Origin of the sequence: Domibacillus sp. 8LH (genome assembly GCF_038806185.1) — a bacterium.
In the GTDB taxonomy this organism is placed as follows: domain Bacteria; phylum Bacillota; class Bacilli; order Bacillales; family Domibacillaceae; genus Domibacillus; species Domibacillus indicus_A.
Genome location: NZ_JAVJNG010000003.1, coordinates 178,799 through 197,663, shown reverse-complemented (window position 1 = coordinate 197,663; position 18,865 = coordinate 178,799). Strand labels below are relative to the sequence as shown.

Sequence of the window (18,865 nt, the reverse complement as noted above, 5' to 3'; positions counted from 1 at the left end):
TTTCACATCCCTCAAAAGGGACGGAAAGGTTTCCGCGGTACCACCCTGATTGACAGCCAATGGCTGCCCGCTCAAAACCCGTAACGTGGATTGATCGTTTTCCGCTACTCCAATGTTCACGAAAAATGCTCAAGGGTGATTTTGGAGCTGCATATCGGCACCAGGCTTTCACCGTCCCTGGTTCGCTTATAGCCGACTATCTGCGCTCTACTGTCCCTTTCATCGCGTTTTACAATTTATTCAGATGGTTACATTATAAAAATGAACGATTCATTCGTCAAGCTTATCTCTCTTCGTCGCTGAAGCGCTCAACTTCTTCCGTATCTACTTCAAATTCAAGAAGTGTATCCCAGTCATCATTGTTTAATAAGTCTAACTGAGCTTCCATCAGCATTTTAAAGCGCGTACGGAATACTTTAGACTGCTTTTTTAATTCTTCAATTTCAACAGCGATGCGACGGGCTTTTGATAAAGACTCCTCGACAATGCGGTCGGCATTTTTTTCTGCTTCACGAATCAAAAGTTTAGACTCTTTTAAAGCATTTCGTTTTACATCCTCTGCCGTTTCCTGCGCAATAACGATGGATTTATTTAATGTTTCTTCAATATTGGCAAAATAACTAAGCCGTTCCGTTTGGCCGGCCAGCTGCGCTTCTAATTCTTTTTTCTCGCGAATAATCAACTCGTAATCTTTAATAATTTGATTTAGAAAGTCGTTCACTTCATCTTCATCATACCCACGAAATGAACGGCCAAATTCTTTTTTATGTATGTCCAACGGCGTTAAGGGCATACAGCCACCTCCAAAGCATTACATGATCATTGATTTTCATTATAAAGGTTTTTCGAGCGCTTGTGGGAAAATCTCGGCATTTTCACAAATTTATTTCAAAATGCCCAAGGTCATTCGCCATTTTTCTTTTTTGGTTTGTCCATCAAGGGATAAAATTTTCACACGTCCTGTTCCACGAATAGACAGCATATCCCCGGTTGCACATTCAAAGGAAGGCTGGTCTACAGCCCGCCAGTTTACTTTCACGGCACCGCCTTTAATAAGCTGCTGTGCCTTTTGGCGTGACATCGACGGCAGCGCGCTGATGATCACATCAAGGCGCAGTGACGAAACCGTAACCGCTTGCTCGCGCCACTCTTCAGCTGTGTAAAGAGCTTCTGAAAATGGCTTTTCTTTCAACGAAACAGGTACTTTGCCAACATGGTCAAAATGGCTGTGCAGGTAATCGACAAGTTCTTTTGCCACAATTACCTGAAAGCATTCCTGCTCGTTTAAAATATCGCCAAATTTCTCCCGCTTTAAGCCAAGCCCCATCATACTCCCCAAAATATGGGGGTGGCTGATAGAAGCAAATTTATGCGGGTATTCAATATCAAAAAGATTAACATCAAAATCTGTTTCCTTCGGTTCGAAATAAGAAGGATGAATAAGCGCTCTTTTTCGTTCTGCGTTCGGGTAGCCTCCGAAAAACGAAACGAGCACTTCCTCCCCTGATCCGACAACTGACCGAAGAATCTGCCGCTGCCGGGGGTCTAAAAAGCCGGTTAGTTTAGGCGCATACATATCCGCCACTTGCTGCTTCCACTTTACGGTTTTATCAATGAATTCCTGCTCTTCCGGCCTGAAATGCTGATAAATATCACTCATGTTATACCCAGATCATCAGCTGATGAAGTCCACGCGTTGCTAGGTTCAGCGTAATAAAAGCAACGATTGGCGAGATATCAATCATGCCAAGCGGCGGAATAATACGGCGGAATGGGTCCAGGTACGGTTCACAAATTCTTGTTAAAAAGCGCCCAATTGATGTATTACGTGCATCGGGAAACCAAGACATTAAAATATAAATAATGAGTGCCCAGGAATATAGATCAATTGCCCGGATCAAATAATAAAGTACAACATCCATCTCTTCTATTGCCACCCCGTTTTTTCTTGATCCTGCTGCCCAAACTGTGTAATATTTCCTGAAATCTCCACGTTTTCCGGCGCACAGAAAAAGATTTTTTCCCCAATTTGCTGAATTTCGCCGCCGATGGCGTATACCGTTCCGCTTAGAAAATCAACAATTCTGCGCGCCTGATCTGTTTGAATGCGCTGCAGGTTTACAACAACTGCTTTTTTTGCTTTTAGATGATCGGCAATCTCTTGCGCTTCTGCATACACACGTGGTTCTGCCATAACGACTTTTGATGGCTTTTGCGCACTTTTTAAACTCACAACATTTTTTTTGCGAGGCGCTGCCGCTGGAGGCGGCTCTTCTTCATACACTTCTTCTTCCACCATATCGTAATCTTCTTCATCCAGCAGGAAAAATGACTTAAACTTCGACTTCACGCCCATCATTCCACCTCCGCTTTCTTTTTACTCTCCAACAAGCGCCGTGCCAATACGAATCATTGTAGCTCCTTCTTCTACAGCTATTTCAAAATCATTGCTCATGCCCATCGATAGCTCCTGGCACGGGGCATAGGGAAGGTTTAATGCTGCCACTTCTTCTTTGCATAAAGCAAGCTTCCGAAAGCAGGACCGCAGAACATCACGGTCTTCTGTCAGCGGAGCCATTGTCATCAAGCCGCACACGCGAATTTTTTCGTAGATATGAAGCGATTGAATAAATGGAACGACTTCATCCGGTGCCAGCCCGTGCTTTGACTCTTCACCTGATACATTTACCTGCACAAAACATTGGACAGGTTTTTCAGCACGGCTGTTTATTTCTTTAGCGAGCGATGCCCGGTCAAGTGAATGAATAAAATCAGCCTGGTGAATAATTGACTTTACTTTTCTTGTCTGCAGAGACCCGATAAAATGCCATACGGCACGATCTTCAATACTTTCATACTTTTCATTTAGCCCTTCGGCCCGGTTTTCACCAAGATGTGTAATACCCGCTTCTACTGCTTCCTGGGCGCGAGCCGTTGTCACGTATTTTGTGACGGCGATAATCTGCACATCTTCCGCCTGCCGGCCTGACCGGCGGGCCGCTTCTTCAATCCGCTGTTTAATACTTTTTACATTTTCACTAACTTTCATGTTTCCCTTCCTTCCAGCCGATATAACCCATCATTCTGCCGGTACTCCCCCGGTCACGCCGATGAGAAAAAAAGTCCGGAGAGCAGCTTGAACATAAGGATGTTACATAAACATTTTCCGGCGGGAGTCCTGCTTTGATTAAAAGGTCTTTGTTAAAATCCTGCAGGGAGAAAAAATACGCATCTGCTTCATCCGGCACGGGAGAGAGCGGCAGCTTTTCTCCCGGACGATACCATTTCTGTACTTCTTCTGCCACTGCCGCTCCCACTTTGTAGCATGATCCACAAATAGAAGGGCCAATGGCTGCTTCAATATCCTGCAGGCGGCTGCCTTGCTGCTTCCATTTCTCAAGCATCTTCGGCCCTATTCCGCCAACTGCACCCTTCCAGCCGGCGTGGGCCGTACCAATGCGCTTCGCTGCCCGGTCAAGAAAAAAAAGAGGTACACAATCCGCATAACAAAGAGTAAGGAGCACACCGGCATCCTCGCTGTACAGTCCATCAGTGGCCGCCAGGGCCGTTTCGTAATCAAGTGCGCCCCTGCCGGCATCCCTCTTTGACACATGAGCAATGTGCACCTCATGTGTTTGTTCACACCCAACCCAGCCAGCTGTCGGAAAATCAATTAATTTAGCTGTATTTTTTCGGTTTTCCTGAACAAAAGAAGCTTCCTCTTGCACATGAAAAGCCATGTTCAAGCCATTATAGCGGCCGGTTCCGCCAGCTTTCGACGTAAATCCAGCCACAAGACCTGGTTCTTCCAGCTCCCACTTTTCCAGATGAAATAAACCGTCATTCGATTTTTTAAAAGGTTCTGTCATGGCATGCTCCCGCTCATTTTCTTTTAGTGTACCACATGCCCTCTTTTTCGTCACCGTTCTTCCTCTTTCGGTTCGGTGTCACTATGGCGGACTAAAATAACGTCACCGCCGATTTTCACAATATGCATCCAGGGAATCACCAATTCTTCTTCCCTGCCGAATAAACCAAATTTTTTTCCGCTTTGTTCAATGATAAGAGCGGATATAGCACCCGTTGCATTATTTAACTCAATATCAGCCAGTCGGCCAAGCTTTTTTCCGTTTGTAACATTGACGATATCCTTGAGCTGGAATTCTGAAATTCGCATAACAGCCCCTCCTTTGTATCAATGTATGCGCCAAACCAAAGAAAAAACAGAAGATCTTCTCTTCTGTTTTTCTGATTAACCATTTATTTTCTTTTTCATTTGTTTGATGGCCCCTTTTTCGAGCCGGGATACCTGTGCTTGAGAAATACCGATTTCATCTGCTACTTCCATTTGAGTACGTCCGGTAAAAAAGCGTTTTTCAATAATCATTCGTTCCCGGTCTGATAATTTACTCAACTCATCGGTCACCGTCATTGTATCTACCCATTCTTTTTCCCTGTCTTTTCCGTCGCTGATTTGATCCATCATGTAAATAGGGTCGCCTCCGTCCTGGAAAACGGGTTCAAACAATGAAACGGGATCTTGAATCGCATCAAGAGCAAAAACCATTTCTTCTTTTGGCACATTGATTTCACGTGCAATGTCTTCCGCTGCCGGCTCAACAGACCGTTCGGCTGTCAGCCTTTCTCTTGCCTGCAATGCTTTGTACGCAATGTCACGCAAAGAGCGTGATACTCGAATAGGATTATTATCCCGCAGATACCGGCGGATTTCACCGATAATCATGGGAACCGCATAAGTGGAAAAGCGGACATTGTGGCTTAAATCAAAATTATCAATGGATTTCATCAAACCGATGCAGCCTACTTGAAACAAGTCATCGGCTTGTTCATTACGGTGGTTGAATCGTTGAATTACACTTAAAACGAGGCGTAAATTTCCGGTAACCAGTTCTTCGCGGGCTTCTTTATCCCCATTTTGGTATTTTACAAACAGCACTTTCATTTCAGGATTTGTTAACACAGGAAGCGTCGATGTGTCGACGCCGCACAGAACAACTTTATTTCGGGCCATCACTGTTCCTCCTCATGATGTCTGCTTCTCAAAACAGTATTGCCGGCCCGAAAGAAATTATTCAGCGCAGTTTATTGAGTTCCTTTTTTAGTCTTCCGATAATTTTTTTCTCCAACCGTGAAATATAAGACTGTGAGATTCCAAGCAAATCCGCCACATCTTTTTGCGTTCTTTCTTCCTGCCCATTCAGTCCAAACCGCATTTCGATAATTTGTTTTTCACGGCCTTCTAAATCTTCAAGCGCTTCTGCTACAAGGTGTTTGTCCACTTCTTCTTCAATGCCTTTCGTGATAATATCACTTTCGGTCCCCAGCACGTCGGATAAAAGCAGTTCGTTCCCGTCCCAATCGATGTTAAGCGGTTCGTCAAATGAGATTTCCGAACGGATTTTATTATTGCGGCGAAGGTACATTAAGATCTCATTTTCAATACAACGGGACGCATACGTCGCAAGCTTGATTTTCTTTTCGGGATCAAAAGTGTTTACGGCTTTGATAAGCCCGATCGCTCCGATGCTGATGAGATCTTCAATATGAATGCCAGTGTTTTCAAATTTCCGGGCAATATACACAACAAGGCGCAGATTTCGCTCAATCAGCATAGCGCGCACCGCTTTGTCTCCAGAAGGCAGCTTCGTTAAAAGATGTGCCTCTTCATCGCGTGTAAGTGGCGGTGGAAGCGCTTCACTGCCGCCGATATAGTAAATCGCCTTGGATTTAAGCCCGGCTTTTTGAATCATATTATACATTACGTACATCCATTTCGTTTTTACCTGCCGCATATTGTCCACTCACCTTTCGATTCATTCCCGAACCATATTCGGATGCAGAATGCACGCAAATGCTTCGTCATCCGATAACATCTTGTCCGTAAACGTGACAAGCGCCCTGTTCGTTTCTTGTTTTTTTCCATTTATCCATATGGTAAAGCTGTCTGTACGAAAGGAGGCAAGCAGCCTGCTTTCAGCATGAATAGATTTAGATGGTACCCAAACGAGTTTTTCAGTCCAAGTGTCCGGAAGATGGAGCAGATCACTGATGTCTTCTTTAAAAAGCGCTTCGGGCCACTCCTCAGAGGGCTGAATCTGGCAGACTGCCACTTCTTTTTTTGAAATAGGATCACACAGCGCATTGCCCGTATCAATCAATCCGTGCCCTGACCAATTAATTCCGCAAAGTGTAAAAGAAACGGGAACTGTCTGACTGATTACCCGCCTTGAAGCATTTAAACCTAATAAACGGCGTTGAATAAAGTAAAAAGAAATGGCCACTGATACAATAAAAAAGAATATGAGAGACCATTTTCCCGCATCGGCATATTGCCTGTACATGGATTGAAATCCGAATAAAATGCCGCCTGTTAAAAAAACAGTAAAGTAAAAGGTAAGAACCATAGAAACAAGGCTTTTTATGCCGGTTGTTTGAAACGCAATACGAATCATGAATACAGGCATAATGACCGTCAGCGATTTATGCAAAAGTCCGGTCGGGCCTGCTGCTAAATAGATACATACGGGGATAGTTCCAGCTAACGAAGCCGCAAGCAGCCGGGGCACCCTGAATGTACGCCCGCTCAGCTTTCCTGTTACGAAAAGAAGCAGTGCATCCGCAGCAAAATTAAAAAAAATAATCCCTTCTGCGTAACCGGCCAATTGATCCCTCCTTTTTTCCGGCTGCCTGTCCTATGTGCATTAGTGTACCGGATTCAGTAGTGGATGTATGTCGGAATGTAAGTGAATTTTTACAGTAGTTTTTCCGAATCATGTCTAATTCGGGCATGGAAAAAGTCTGTTACGCCCTTTGCATAGTGTGGTGCGCCTTTTGCCTGTAAGAACTAGCATGCACAAAAAAACCCGCCACATAAGTGGCGGGTCTGCTTTTTATCTTCTTCTATTGCGGTTACGTAAAAATGTAGGAATATCCAACGTATCATCCGATGAAGGCTGTTGATGCTGACGCATTGGCTGCTCCGGCGCCGGCGCATCTTCACGCTTCAATTCACGCGATTTTGGCTGCTGTTGTTGTGAAGCTGGCTGCGAAGGCTGTGGCTTTACTTGGCCAAGACCTGGACGAACCTGCTGGCCTGCTTCACCTGGCACCTCTTTAAAACCAGTCGCAATAACCGTAACGACAATTTCTTCTTTTAAGTTTTCGTTAATTACAGAACCGAAGATCATATTTACGTCTTGGTCTGAAGCTGAAGATACAATATCAGCTGCTTCCTGTACTTCATAAAGACTTAAGTTTGTGCCGCCGGTAATGTTCATTAGCACACCTTGCGCACCGTCAATGGCTTTTTCAAGCAATGGACTGGAAATGGCTTTTTTCGCCGCTTCCACTGCGCGGTTTTCACCCGAAGCAACCCCGATTCCCATCAAAGCAGAACCTTTGTTCGACATAATAGTTTTTACATCGGCAAAGTCTAAGTTGATTAAACCCGGTGTTGCGATCAAGTCAGAGATACCCTGTACCCCTTGGCGAAGAACATTGTCTGCTTCACGGAATGCTTCAAGCATTGGTGTGCTTTTGTCGACAATTTCAAGCAGGCGGTCATTTGGAATGACGATTAATGTATCTACTGCCGCTTTCATTGATTCGATTCCACCAGCTGCCTGCGTAGCACGCTTACGGCCTTCGAATGTAAATGGACGTGTCACAACCCCTACTGTCAGGGCGCCAAGATCTTTTGCAATTTGCGCAATAACCGGAGCCGCACCTGTTCCTGTGCCTCCGCCCATACCAGCTGTTACGAACACCATGTCAGCGCCTTTAAGCGCTTCTTCAATTTGCTCTTTGCTTTCTTCGGCTGCTTTTTTTCCAACCTCAGGGTTAGCACCGGCACCTAGTCCGCGCGTCAGCTTGTTGCCGATTTGCATTTTCACTTCTGCTTTTGACAAATTAAGAGCTTGCGCATCCGTATTGACGGCAATAAAGTCTACTCCCTGCACTCCGTGCTCAATCATTCGGTTGACGGCATTGTTACCGCCACCGCCTACGCCGATAACTTTAATCGTTGCCAACGAATCTAAACTTGTATCGAATTCCAGCATGGCAAATCCTCCTATTTAATGCGTTCTTTTTCTATTCTTCAAAGAAGTACCCGAAAAGTCTTTTCATTTTTCCTTTGACGCCTTTTTCTTCTCCGTCATGCGGCTGCTCTTTTTTCACAGGCTTCGGTTCCTGCTTGACTTCCTGGCGCTCTCTTCTAACTTCTTTCGCCGCCGGAGCCGCTTGATTGGATTCACTTAGTTTCCGTCCCGTTAACCGGGCATTTTTATATGCATACTTGATCAGGCCTACAGACGTTGTAAATTGTGGCTCACGTACACCGATATAATCAGGAATCGCAACGCGTACACGATTTTGAAATACATCCTGTGCCAAATCAAGAATGCCATTCATTGCGGATGATCCGCCGGTTAAAACAAATCCACCTGGAATATCATGAATACCCGACTGGCGAAGTTCTTCCACAACCATCATAAACAATTCTTCCAGTCTTGCCTCGATAATTTCTGAAATTTCAAGCTGATTAAATTGATCATGCTGGTCACTGCCAATCACCGGAACACTGAACACTTCTTCTTCAGAAGCTAAATCATAAAAAGCATGTCCATGCTTCATTTTAATTCCTTCGGCTTCCTCTGTTGACGTACGCAGACCAATGGATAAATCTTTCGTAATATGATCGCCGCCAACAGGCAGGACAGAGGTCTGCTGAATATAGCCATCCCTAAAGTAAGAAATTGTCGTGGAGCCGCCACCGATGTCGACTAGTACAGTGCCTAGATTTTTCTCATCCATGGATAAAGCGATTTCTCCACTCGCAAGCGGCTGCAGAACAATTTCATTAATCTCAAGACCCGCACGCTCTACACAGCGCAGCGTGTTATGTAAAAATGTTCTTGAACCTGTTACGATGATCCCTTCCATTTCAAGACGTACACCGAGCATACCGCGGGGATCATTAATTTCATCAAAGCCATCTACAATAAATTGTTTGGCAATTACATTAACAATTTCCCGGTCGGGTGGAATAGACATCACTTGTGCCGCATCTTTGACCCGGATCACGTCTTCACTTGTAATCTCCCGATTTTCGCTTGAAACAGCTACAACGCCATTGCACGGATGCAAAATGGCGTGGTTGGCAGCAATACCAACAATCACGGAGCCAATCTCTAGGCCTACCATACGCTCCGCCTGCTCAATCGCTTTTTTAATCGAATAAACGGTATCGTCAATATCGACGACCGCTCCTTTTCGAATGCCTTTTGATTTTACATTTCCGACACCAATTATATTTAAGGAATCATTAACCATTTCGCCAATAATCACTTTAATCGCGGATGTACCGATGTCGAGACTTACTAAAATTTCATTATTATTCATGCTGCGGCACCTCCTTTACCATAAAAGCGTGAATAACCGAACAACCATTCGCACATTTACTCTACGAATACATGTTTAAGAACGTAATTCGTCATATTCAGCGTGTTTCCCTTTTAAAGTTTAGTATTTTTGATGTTTTTCTTAAACTCTCTCATACAAGTCTACACTAAGATAAGAAGCTCGAAAAGGCTAAGTTATTCAGTTTTAAGAAAACTTTATGGTGTCTCTGCTTCTTGTGTTGTTTCCTCTGTTGTTTCCTCTCTTGTTTCTCCTGCTGCTTCCTCTTCGGCTTCTTCCGCTAGTTCCTGCTGCTGAGCTGGATCATAGGCTTTAAAATACGAACCAACTTCGATGTCGATTACACCTTTTACATCGGGATTAAGCTGCGTAGAAATGGAAGGATAGTAAACCATTTTCTCAGCAAATGTGGAGAGAGTGGCAGACACTTCAAACCCATCTGTCATAAACGCTTTTATATGAAGCGAGTTATTTTTCTTTGGATCATAGTACACCTCAGAAATTGTATTATACACTTCATCCGGAAGTGTTTGGGCTGCTTTTGTAAACAAATCGAGTGCCTTTCCTTCTTTGAAGTCATACAAAATCGGAAGCTGTAATGGTGCACCGCTCAGAGGCTGGCTTAAAATTTTTCCATTTTGAAGAACAGGGTACAGCCCGCCTTTTTGAGCAGCGTAAGCAATTTCATTATGCTCTTCCACTGAAATCATTAAATCATTTGGGAACCCAATTGTAACCTCCGCTTTTTTAATGCGGTCGTCTTTTAAAAGAGCTTCTTCTGCCCTCCCCTTCCCGGCTGCCCAAATGCTGCTTCCTTTTACAAGCCCGCTTTTCTCAATTACTTCCTGCTTTGTCACAAGACTGTTTCCCTGCACGTGAATGTCTGCCACTTTGCTTAAGGGAGACTGCAGATACACAACAAGAAGAATAAGCGCGAAAAACAAAGATAGTAAAAACAGCAGCCGGCGGTTCGCTTTCTTTTTTCTGATTTGTTTCAGCTTTGGAATGCGATCCTCAATTGAAATGATTTTTTCCTTTGTCATGTTCACACCTCTGCCCATGTTGCAAACCAGCCGCGCATGGTTTCTTTTAACGCGGCTGACTGCCATGTGTTCAAGATGAACGGCTGGTTCTTTCTGTTAATTCCACCATTACATTATATAAACGATCTGCCGCATCCGGAATGCCCAAACGTTTTGCTTGTTCTTTCATTTTGCCGAGCCGCGGCTCATTCATCAGGATAGCATCCAACTCTTTCACGAGCAACGCGCCCGTTAAATCTTTTTCAAGCAGCAACACTGCTGCGTCCTGGTCCGTTAGAGAGCGTGCATTTTTCTCTTGATGATTGTTTGTTACGTATGGACTTGGAATTAAAATGGACGGAATACCGAGCGCTGTCAGCTCTGCAAGGGTAGTGGCCCCTGCTCTTGCTACTACCAGATCACAAGCAGCCAGCACATCAGGCATGTTATGAATAAACGGCTCAACCGCAACATTATCAGGCTTCCCTGCAGTCTGTAGCTCCGTCGAAACGCGTTCATAATGAACATCACCTGTGACATACAGCACTTGGTAGCTGCGGTCCGCCAAGTTGTTCAATGCCTCGATTACCGCATCATTAATAGGACGGGCGCCGCGGCTTCCCCCAAAAATAAGAACGGTTTTTCGTTCAGGTGTAAACCCGTACTTTTGCAGCACACCCGCCCCGCTCGCTTCGATCACTTCGGAAGCTCTAGGATTGCCGGTAAGAACGGTTTTTTCTGCCGGAAAGTGTGTTTTTGCTGCATCAAAACAAACCGCCACTTTATCCACATACTTGCTTAGAAATTTATTTGTCAGTCCCGGCACGCTGTTCTGTTCATGGACAATTGATGGGATGCCCATTTTCGCAGCTGCATACACGACTGGTCCGCATACGTAGCCGCCTGTACCAATCACAACATCCGGCTGAAATTCTTTTAGCATTTTTTTACAGTCGTTAACGCCTTTTAAAAAGCGCATAACCGTTTTCACGTTTTCAAATGAAACTGCCCGGCGGAATCCAGTAATGTCGATTGATTGAAAGGGAATCCCTTCCCGTACAACAAGCTTGGATTCTAGTCCTTTTTCTGTTCCGATGTATAGGAACGATGTGTCCGGGTGTTTCTTTTTAATCATCCGAATAAGTGCGAGTGCCGGGTAAATATGTCCGCCCGTTCCTCCGCCGCTGACTACTATTTTCAATTCTGTCACCTCAATAATTCATCTGGCAGCTTTTGTTGTTTAAACAGTTGTTCAAACAGCTGTCCAATGCATTTTCATCTTAAATCAATGTGTCACGAGAATCAAATATTATCTTGAAAAACCCGTAAATTTCCTTCAATACTACCGCATATGACGGCTTGCACTTAAAACAATTCCCGCCAATGCCAGTGTCATAGTTAAAGAAGAGCCTCCGTAGCTTAAAAACGGCAGGGTTACCCCTGTTACTGGAAGGAGTCCTACTACGACCCCAAGGTTAATAAAAGACTGAAGGCTAATCATAGCCGTCAAGCCGAAAACGAGCAGCATGCCAAATGGATCGTCAATCCGCATGGCTATATATACTCCGCGCCAAATAAGCAGGAAAAATAAAAGAATAATCCATACAGCACCAAGAAAACCCGTTTCTTCTGACCATATGGCAAAAATAAAATCAGTCTGCGGTTCAGGAAGATAGTAATATTTCTGCCGGCTTTCTCCGTAGCCATGCCCAAAAAGCCCTCCCGGCCCAACTGCATAAAGAGACTGAATAATTTGAAACCCACTTCCAAGCGGATCCGACCATGGATCCAAATAAGCCGTAATACGCTTCATTCGATAGGGTGCCGATGCAATTAGTCCAACCAATCCAATCACTGCTGTGACACCGATCGTAATAAAAAAGCGAATCGGTGCTCCCGCACTGAACAGCAAAAGAAAAGCAGTTCCCCCCATAACGGCCGCTGTTCCAAGATCCGGTTGCAGCATAATTAAGCCAAAAGCAGCCCCGATAACAGAAAGCGGAAAAAAGAGCCCTTTCCAAAACAAGTGAATGGTTTTCTTTCGTTCAGACAGGATGGATGCCAGAAAAAAAACAAGAGCCATTTTCATCCACTCAGAGGGCTGGAAGGACAAAGAGCCTACGCCAATCCAGCTTTGTGACCCGTTGCGCACCATCCCAATCCCCGGAATTAGTACAGCGATCAGCAGCAAAAATGCGACGATAAGCGCATGCTTTGAATAGGTCTTGAAAATCCTATAATCAAAGCGTGAGAATACCGTCATCACCACGATCCCGGCTGCAGCAAATACGGCTTGTCTTTCTACAAAATAAAAAGAATTCCCATAGTTAAATTGCCCCCATACTTCTCCAGCGCTTGCGACCATCAGAAGGCCGCTTCCTGTTAACAACAAGACAAGCAGCAAAAACAGTTTGTCCGTTCCACGAGTAGAAACAGCAGCCACCCCTCTCATGCCCATTAAAAAACCGGAGCCATCAAGGCCCCGGCTCTTTCTTATAACGTATTCACACAGTCGATAAATATGTCTCCGCGTTCTTCAAAGGTTTTATATTGATCCCAGCTTGCACAAGCTGGAGACAATAAAACAACATCTCCTGCTTTTGACAGTGCAGCTGCTTTTTGTACCGCATCAGTCATATATTCCGCTTTTTCAATACAGGTAATGCCGGCTTTTTCCGCCGTTTCTCTCCATTTTTCTGCTGTTTCTCCAAACGTCACAACTGCTTTGACATCGTGCAGGTATGGAAGCAGGTCATCAAAGCCGTTGCCCCGATCGAGCCCTCCCGCGAGCAGAATGATAGGAGCTTGAAAGGCTGTGAGGGCACTTTTTGTCGCAAGCGTATTGGTTGCTTTAGAGTCATTGTAAAACTTCCGGCCGTTCCATTCGCGTACAAACTGGGTCCGGTGTCTCACACCCGAAAACGTCTTAAGAACATGGATAATCGCTTCATTTGCTACACCTGATAGTTTAACTGCCGCAATGGCCGCCAAAATATTTTCAAGGTTATGGCTGCCCGGCAATGCGATATCTGCTGTCGGCATAATCGCTTCTTCTTGAAAATACACCATTCCATTCTCGATATAAACCCCATTTTCTACTTTCTGGTGCACGGAAAATGGAATTACATTCGCCATACTCGCCCCAGCCAAAGACAGAAGAGCTTCTTGATCCGCGTTAATAATTAAAAAGTCTTCGTCAGTCTGGTTTTGCGTGATTTTCATCTTTGCTCCAACGTACTCTTCCCGTGATCCATGATAGTCTAAGTGGGCATCATAAATATTCGTGATAATCGCAATGTGAGGACGAAATTCCTGAATTCCCATTAACTGAAAAGAGGAAAGCTCAATCACCACATGGTCTTCCGGCTTGGCTTGCTGTACGACCTCAGATGCTACCTTGCCGATATTACCGGCAAGCACAGTACTTTTGCCGCCTTTTTTCATCATTTCATCGATCAGTGTCGTCGTTGTTGTTTTGCCGTTAGTGCCGGTGATGCCAATAAACGGCGCTTCAGAAATCAGTCCGGCAAGCTCTACTTCCGTAATCACCGGCAGTCCGTCTAAGACCGCCTTGGATATGATCGGATTTGAGTAGGGAATACCCGGGTTTTTCACGACCAGCTCGAACCCTTCATCCAGCAGTTCTACCGGATGGCTTCCGCAGATCACTTTAATTCCTTCTGCCGAAAGTGAGCGGGCAGCTTCATTTTCTTCAAGCGGCTTTCCATCATTGACTGTGATATCAGCGCCTAGTTTTTTCAGCAAACGGGCCGCTGCGAGCCCGCTTTTTGCTAAACCTAATACAAGTACTTTTTTTCCGTTAAATTGATTGATCTGCTTCATATGTTCCATACTCCAATCCATAGACCGACCGCTGCTGCAATCACACCGACGGACCAAAAAGTGACCACTACGCGCCACTCAGACCAGCCGCCTAGTTCAAAGTGATGGTGCAGCGGACTCATTCTAAAAATTCGTTTCCCTCTAGTTTTAAATGACCAAACCTGCAAAATAACCGATAGTGTTTCTGCTACAAATACAATCCCAATAAGAAGCAGCAAAAACTCAAACTTCGTTAAAATAGATAGAACCGCGATCGCACCGCCCAGCGCAAGCGATCCTGTGTCTCCCATAAATACATGAGCCGGATAAGCGTTAAACACAAGAAAACCGATGATGGCCCCAACAACTGAAAAAGCGAAAATGGCTGTTTCATCAAGCCCCTGGCTCCAGGCAATGACCGCATATGCTCCAAATGCAACAGCTGCCGTACCCGATACGAGGCCATCAAGTCCGTCGGTTAAGTTCACTGCGTTTGAAAAGCCGACCAGCCAGAAAAGTACAAACAGCGCATATAAAATGCCCAGGTCAACGGAGAAAAAACCAAATGAAAGCTCCGTTGATAATCCTTGCTGCGCATAAATCACATAAAAGATAATAGAAATAATAATTTGGCCGATTAATTTTTGCAAGGATGTCAGACCAAGGTTGCGCTTCATCACGACTTTAATAAAATCATCTAAAAACCCAAGAAGTCCAAATCCAATGGTTACAAGTAAAAGCAAGGTTGTTTCTGTACCGATTGAATCAAATAATTGGGCAAAAAACAACGTCGTCACAATAATAGATAGCAAAAAGACGATTCCGCCCATTGTCGGAGTGCCTGATTTTTGCTGGTGAGACTTCGGTCCTTCTTCACGAATACTCTGCCCGAACTTCAGTCTCCTTAAAAAAGGAATAAATAACGGGGCAATAAGAACCGTAATTAAAAACGAAACCGCAATAATTAACGCTATCTGCCACTCATTCATGCCTGTCCACCGTCCTTCTGAAGAAGTGCTTCTTTCGCAATCTCCCGATCATCAAAATGAAAAATATCTTTTCCAATAAGCTGATACGTTTCATGGCCTTTTCCTGCAATCACAACCGCGTCGCCAGGCTTCGCCGTACGAATCGCTTCAAAAATGGCTTCTTTTCGATCCTCAATCACCGTATAGCGCTCCTGCGGCACACCTGCTTCCATATCTTTTAAAATGGCTTTCGGGTCTTCGCTGCGGGGGTTATCCGATGTGAAGATCGCTTCATCTGCATACTTGCAAGCCGCCTGTGCCATAAGCGGGCGCTTTGTTTTGTCACGGTCACCGCCGCATCCGGCAATGGCAATTACCCGCCCTTTTGTTAATGGCCGAACCGTTTGAAGAACATTAATTAAGCTGTCCGGTGTATGCGCGTAATCAACAATCACCGAAATATCACGGTCATTTGGCACCACTTCAAAACGGCCTGCTACTCCTTCCACCTGCTCAAGCGCTGTTTGAATGGTTTCCGGCTTGATGTTTGAGACGAAGCCGGCCGCAAACGCAGCAAGCATATTGTATACATTGAAGCGGCCTGCTAATTTTGACTGAACTTGCAGCTCTCCGTCCGGATACGTGATGGTAAAAGCTGTTCCTCCTGAGGTGAGCCGAATATCCTTCGCACGAATGTCTGCTGGATGGTCAATGCCATAGGTAACAACATGCGCCGCCGTCATCGAACGGTAAACAGCGGAAGCTGCATCATCGGCATTTAACACCGCAAAAGACGGACGGTCGGAATGCATTACATTTCCAAGGCGGGCAAACAACAGCCCTTTCGCTGTCCGGTATTCATCCATTGTTTTATGAAAATCGAGATGATCCTGCGTTAGGTTGGTGAAAACTGCCACATTAAAAGCAGTGCCGTTTGTCCTCCCTTCTTGGAGTGCATGAGAAGATACTTCCATAACCGCAGCCGTTACACCTGCTTCTTTCATATTTGAAAATGTTTTTTGGAGCGTAAGGCTCTCTGGTGTCGTGTTTTTCGTTTCAATAGTCTGGTCGCCAATCTTCATATACATCGTTCCGATTAAACCAGTCGTCTCTCCGTGAGCCCGCAAAATATGGTCAATTAAATGGCTCGTAGTTGTTTTTCCGTTTGTTCCTGTAATCCCAATTAGATGGAAGGAATCTGTCGGGTAACCGTAAAAATGAGCCGCTAAAAGCGCCATTGCCCGTTTTGTATCCGGCACATAAATAACTGGAACAGATACGTCCACAGGCCGTTCTGCTACAATGGCAGCTGCCCCTTTTCTCACTGCTTCTTCCGCAGCGTTATGGCCATCAAAGGTAAATCCTTTTATACAAATAAATATTGATCCCTCTTGAACGAGGCGGTGATCGTTTTCCATCGACGTAATCGCCGGATTTCCATCCTTATCTTGCTGATAAAATGGAAGTGCTCGGAGCACAGTTGATAAATCCACGTTTTTTCAATCCTTTCTTTTCTGCAAACACTATGTACAATTTCCCGCGATTTCTATTGTAACGAAAAAAAGCCGCCGATGCGAATGCTTTTCAGCCTGTTTCGATCAAATTTGGCGGCATAGGCTCTTTTATTTTAATAAAACGCGTACTTTGCTTCCTCTCTCTACTTTTACTCCTTGTTTCGGAGACTGGTATACGACCTTATCGCCCGCTCCTTCAGCTACAATTTCAACATTGATCAGCTGTTCTTTTAATTTCTCTTTTGACAGGCCAATCAAATTAGGCATTTGAATGAAATCCGGGTCATTCCAGGCTTTTTCTTTTTCGATCTGATTCGTTTGTTTTTCAACGTTTAACAGCGGAAGAACATCCTGCATCATTTTCCCGACAATCGGGGCGGCGACTGTACCACCAAACTGAACCGTGCCTTTTGGGTTGTCAATAGCCGTGTAAATGACCACTTTCGGATCGTTTGCGGGCGCCATTCCGATAAAAGAAACAATATGGTTGTTTTCAAGATAACGGCCGTCTTTCGCTTTCTGGGCGGTACCTGTTTTCCCGCCAACCCGGTATCCGTCTACGAAAGCGTTTCGTCCGGTTCCTTTGGCTACTACGTTTTCAAGGGCGCGCCGCACTTCTTTCGATGTTTCTTCACTAATGACCCGGCGTACCTTTTTCGGCTTACGAACCTCTTCCGTTTTGCCTGTCTCCGGGTTTGTCCAGCTCCTGGCTACATACGGCTCATACAATATGCCGCCGTTTATCGCCGCGGACACTGCTGTCACCTGCTGGATAGGTGTAACGGCTACACCTTGCCCGAAAGCTGCCGTTGCCGCTTCTACCGGACCGGCCGATTCCTCTGTAAAAAGGATTCCAGTTCCTTCTCCATACAAGTCAATGCCTGTTTTTTCGCCAAATCCAAATTTGCGAATGTAAGAAAAAAGCTTTTTTTCACCAAGACGTGAACCGAGCTCTACAAAACCCGGGTTACAAGAATTCTGCACGACTTCAAGGAAAGTCTGATGGCCGTGCCCTTCCCGCTTCCAGCAGCGCAGCCGCGCACCATCCACTTCCACGTAGCCGGGGTCATTAAAGTGATCCTTATCAAGATCTACTTTCTCTTCTTCTAAAGCAGCTGCCAGTGTAATGATCTTAAACGTTGATCCCGGCTCAAATGTGCTCCATACAGGAAGATTTCGATTATATACATCTGGATCATATTCGCTAAAGCGGGCCGGGTCATAAGACGGGCGTGAAGACATCGCCAAAATAGCCCCTGTGTTCGGATCCATCGCGATACTCATAGCTGCATCCGGCTTGTACGTTTTTTCAGCCTGATCCAGCTCTCTTTCCATTACAGCTTGAATATCCGCATCAATCGTTAAACTTAAATCCATTCCATTTACCGGTTCCTCATAATGATTGGTAAGCCCCGGCATTTGGTTTCCTTTCGCATCCGTATACATTTGGATCGAACCTGGTTTGCCAGAAAGCTTTTTATCATAATAGGCTTCGATCCCGGCAAGCCCCTGGTTGTCAGCTCCCGTAAATCCAATAATATGGGCAAGCCTGTCCTTCATTACGTAATCCCGGATCGAGTCTTCCCCAAGCCAGACTCCCTTTAATTGAAGATCCCTTACCGCCTGCGCGGTTTCAGCGGATAAATGCCTGCCTTTGGAAGAAAGACGTTCAATTGAAGAACGTTTTGTCATTCGTTCATACAAAACCGATTCTTTCTCCCCGAGAACGGCGGCCAGCTTCTTGGCCGTTTGTTTCGGGTCGTCAATTTGAGCTGGGATCACATAAACCGTCGGCGCATTTTTATTCCCTACTAATACTTTTCCATTTCGGTCCAGGATCAGACCGCGCTCCGGCTCAGCAGGGATGCTTCTTCCCCACAGTTCTTCTGCTTTATCTGTCAGCTCACCCCCATTAACAAGCTGGATATAGCCGGTGCGGATGACCAATGCCGAAAAAGCCAAAAAAGACAAAAGAAGGATCCAAAACATTCGCACCCGCATTGTCCACACTCCTTTTCTTCATGATCATATGCTTCATTTGAGGAAAATTGACAAAAAAAAAGAGCCGTCCCGGCGATTTAGTGACTGGCACTAAAAA

Annotated in this window: 19 protein-coding genes and 1 other annotated feature; all 19 genes read right to left on the bottom strand. The window is 45.1% G+C overall.

What is annotated here, in order from left to right; all coding sequences use genetic code 11:
* Positions 1-13: 13 nt before the first annotated feature.
* Positions 14-232: a binding site (T-box leader), on the bottom strand.
* A gap of 51 nt (positions 233-283) precedes the next feature.
* Positions 284-793 (bottom strand): DivIVA domain-containing protein, encoded by a 510-nt coding sequence (locus tag RG959_RS07475; protein ID WP_242232112.1) that lies wholly within the window; start codon positions 791-793, stop codon positions 284-286.
* Positions 794-883: 90 nt separating this feature from the next.
* Complete coding sequence (locus RG959_RS07470) at positions 884-1,660, bottom strand: YlmH family RNA-binding protein (protein WP_342796578.1); 777 nt, start codon at positions 1,658-1,660, stop codon at positions 884-886.
* A gap of 1 nt (position 1,661) precedes the next feature.
* On the bottom strand, positions 1,662-1,922 hold the full coding sequence (locus RG959_RS07465) for a YggT family protein (RefSeq protein WP_242232114.1): 261 nt from the start codon (positions 1,920-1,922) through the stop codon (positions 1,662-1,664).
* 5 nt (positions 1,923-1,927) lie between these two features.
* Complete coding sequence (locus tag RG959_RS07460) at positions 1,928-2,356, bottom strand: cell division protein SepF (RefSeq protein ID WP_251270322.1); 429 nt, start codon at positions 2,354-2,356, stop codon at positions 1,928-1,930.
* Positions 2,357-2,377: 21 nt separating this feature from the next.
* Entirely contained in the window at positions 2,378-3,049 is a 672-nt protein-coding gene (locus tag RG959_RS07455) for a YggS family pyridoxal phosphate-dependent enzyme (protein WP_342796577.1), read from the bottom strand.
* Positions 3,039-3,923, bottom strand: a complete 885-nt coding sequence (pgeF, locus tag RG959_RS07450; protein WP_342796576.1) for a peptidoglycan editing factor PgeF — start codon at positions 3,921-3,923, stop codon at positions 3,039-3,041. The genes RG959_RS07455 and pgeF overlap by 11 nt, the downstream gene beginning before the upstream one ends.
* A complete protein-coding gene (locus RG959_RS07445; protein ID WP_242232118.1) occupies positions 3,920-4,177 on the bottom strand; it encodes a YlmC/YmxH family sporulation protein in 258 nt (85 codons plus the stop codon). Before RG959_RS07445 ends, pgeF begins: the two co-directional genes overlap by 4 nt.
* 75 nt (positions 4,178-4,252) lie before the next feature.
* The gene (gene sigG / locus RG959_RS07440) at positions 4,253-5,032 is read right to left on the bottom strand and encodes an RNA polymerase sporulation sigma factor SigG (protein ID WP_242232119.1); all 780 of its coding nucleotides are present in this window, start codon (positions 5,030-5,032) and stop codon (positions 4,253-4,255) included.
* Between the two features lie 61 nt (positions 5,033-5,093).
* Positions 5,094-5,813, bottom strand: a complete 720-nt coding sequence (gene sigE / locus RG959_RS07435) for an RNA polymerase sporulation sigma factor SigE (RefSeq protein WP_242232120.1) — start codon at positions 5,811-5,813, stop codon at positions 5,094-5,096.
* 21 nt (positions 5,814-5,834) lie between these two features.
* Complete coding sequence (locus RG959_RS07430; protein ID WP_342796575.1) at positions 5,835-6,683, bottom strand: sigma-E processing peptidase SpoIIGA; 849 nt, start codon at positions 6,681-6,683, stop codon at positions 5,835-5,837.
* 228 nt (positions 6,684-6,911) lie between these two features.
* Positions 6,912-8,081, bottom strand: coding sequence for a cell division protein FtsZ (ftsZ, locus tag RG959_RS07425; protein ID WP_342796574.1), 1,170 nt, complete (start codon positions 8,079-8,081; stop codon positions 6,912-6,914).
* Positions 8,082-8,112: 31 nt separating this feature from the next.
* Positions 8,113-9,423: a cell division protein FtsA gene (gene ftsA / locus RG959_RS07420; RefSeq protein WP_342796573.1), complete on the bottom strand. Its 1,311-nt coding sequence runs from the start codon at positions 9,421-9,423 to the stop codon at positions 8,113-8,115.
* Positions 9,424-9,638: 215 nt separating this feature from the next.
* A complete protein-coding gene (locus RG959_RS07415; RefSeq protein WP_342796572.1) occupies positions 9,639-10,484 on the bottom strand; it encodes a cell division protein FtsQ/DivIB in 846 nt (281 codons plus the stop codon).
* A 70-nt stretch (positions 10,485-10,554) separates the two neighbouring features.
* Positions 10,555-11,664 (bottom strand): undecaprenyldiphospho-muramoylpentapeptide beta-N-acetylglucosaminyltransferase, encoded by a 1,110-nt coding sequence (murG, locus tag RG959_RS07410; protein ID WP_342796571.1) that lies wholly within the window; start codon positions 11,662-11,664, stop codon positions 10,555-10,557.
* A gap of 141 nt (positions 11,665-11,805) precedes the next feature.
* Entirely contained in the window at positions 11,806-12,915 is a 1,110-nt protein-coding gene (ftsW, locus tag RG959_RS07405; protein WP_342796689.1) for a putative lipid II flippase FtsW, read from the bottom strand.
* 41 nt (positions 12,916-12,956) lie between these two features.
* Positions 12,957-14,306, bottom strand: a complete 1,350-nt coding sequence (gene murD, locus RG959_RS07400; protein ID WP_342796570.1) for a UDP-N-acetylmuramoyl-L-alanine--D-glutamate ligase — start codon at positions 14,304-14,306, stop codon at positions 12,957-12,959.
* A complete protein-coding gene (gene mraY / locus RG959_RS07395; protein ID WP_251270331.1) occupies positions 14,303-15,274 on the bottom strand; it encodes a phospho-N-acetylmuramoyl-pentapeptide-transferase in 972 nt (323 codons plus the stop codon). Before mraY ends, murD begins: the two co-directional genes overlap by 4 nt.
* Positions 15,271-16,746, bottom strand: coding sequence for a UDP-N-acetylmuramoyl-L-alanyl-D-glutamate--2,6-diaminopimelate ligase (locus RG959_RS07390; RefSeq protein ID WP_342796569.1), 1,476 nt, complete (start codon positions 16,744-16,746; stop codon positions 15,271-15,273). Before RG959_RS07390 ends, mraY begins: the two co-directional genes overlap by 4 nt.
* 129 nt (positions 16,747-16,875) lie before the next feature.
* Positions 16,876-18,768, bottom strand: a complete 1,893-nt coding sequence (locus tag RG959_RS07385; protein WP_342796568.1) for a stage V sporulation protein D — start codon at positions 18,766-18,768, stop codon at positions 16,876-16,878.
* Positions 18,769-18,865: the final 97 nt, after the last annotated feature.

Coding starts and splice junctions, on each gene's coding strand:
- RG959_RS07475 (WP_242232112.1), bottom strand. CDS start 793: ATGCCCTTAACGCCGTTGGACATACATAAAAAAGAATTTGGCCGTTCA.
- RG959_RS07470 (WP_342796578.1), bottom strand. CDS start 1,660: ATGAGTGATATTTATCAGCATTTCAGGCCGGAAGAGCAGGAATTCATT.
- RG959_RS07465 (WP_242232114.1), bottom strand. CDS start 1,922: ATGGATGTTGTACTTTATTATTTGATCCGGGCAATTGATCTATATTCC.
- RG959_RS07460 (WP_251270322.1), bottom strand. CDS start 2,356: ATGGGCGTGAAGTCGAAGTTTAAGTCATTTTTCCTGCTGGATGAAGAA.
- RG959_RS07455 (WP_342796577.1), bottom strand. CDS start 3,049: ATGAAAGTTAGTGAAAATGTAAAAAGTATTAAACAGCGGATTGAAGAA.
- RG959_RS07445 (WP_242232118.1), bottom strand. CDS start 4,177: ATGCGAATTTCAGAATTCCAGCTCAAGGATATCGTCAATGTTACAAAC.
- sigG (WP_242232119.1), bottom strand. CDS start 5,032: ATGGCCCGAAATAAAGTTGTTCTGTGCGGCGTCGACACATCGACGCTT.
- sigE (WP_242232120.1), bottom strand. CDS start 5,813: ATGCGGCAGGTAAAAACGAAATGGATGTACGTAATGTATAATATGATT.
- ftsZ (WP_342796574.1), bottom strand. CDS start 8,081: ATGCTGGAATTCGATACAAGTTTAGATTCGTTGGCAACGATTAAAGTT.
- ftsA (WP_342796573.1), bottom strand. CDS start 9,423: ATGAATAATAATGAAATTTTAGTAAGTCTCGACATCGGTACATCCGCG.
- RG959_RS07415 (WP_342796572.1), bottom strand. CDS start 10,484: ATGACAAAGGAAAAAATCATTTCAATTGAGGATCGCATTCCAAAGCTG.
- ftsW (WP_342796689.1), bottom strand. CDS start 12,915: ATGAGAGGGGTGGCTGCTGTTTCTACTCGTGGAACGGACAAACTGTTT.
- murD (WP_342796570.1), bottom strand. CDS start 14,306: ATGAAGCAGATCAATCAATTTAACGGAAAAAAAGTACTTGTATTAGGT.
- mraY (WP_251270331.1), bottom strand. CDS start 15,274: ATGAATGAGTGGCAGATAGCGTTAATTATTGCGGTTTCGTTTTTAATT.
- RG959_RS07385 (WP_342796568.1), bottom strand. CDS start 18,768: ATGCGGGTGCGAATGTTTTGGATCCTTCTTTTGTCTTTTTTGGCTTTT.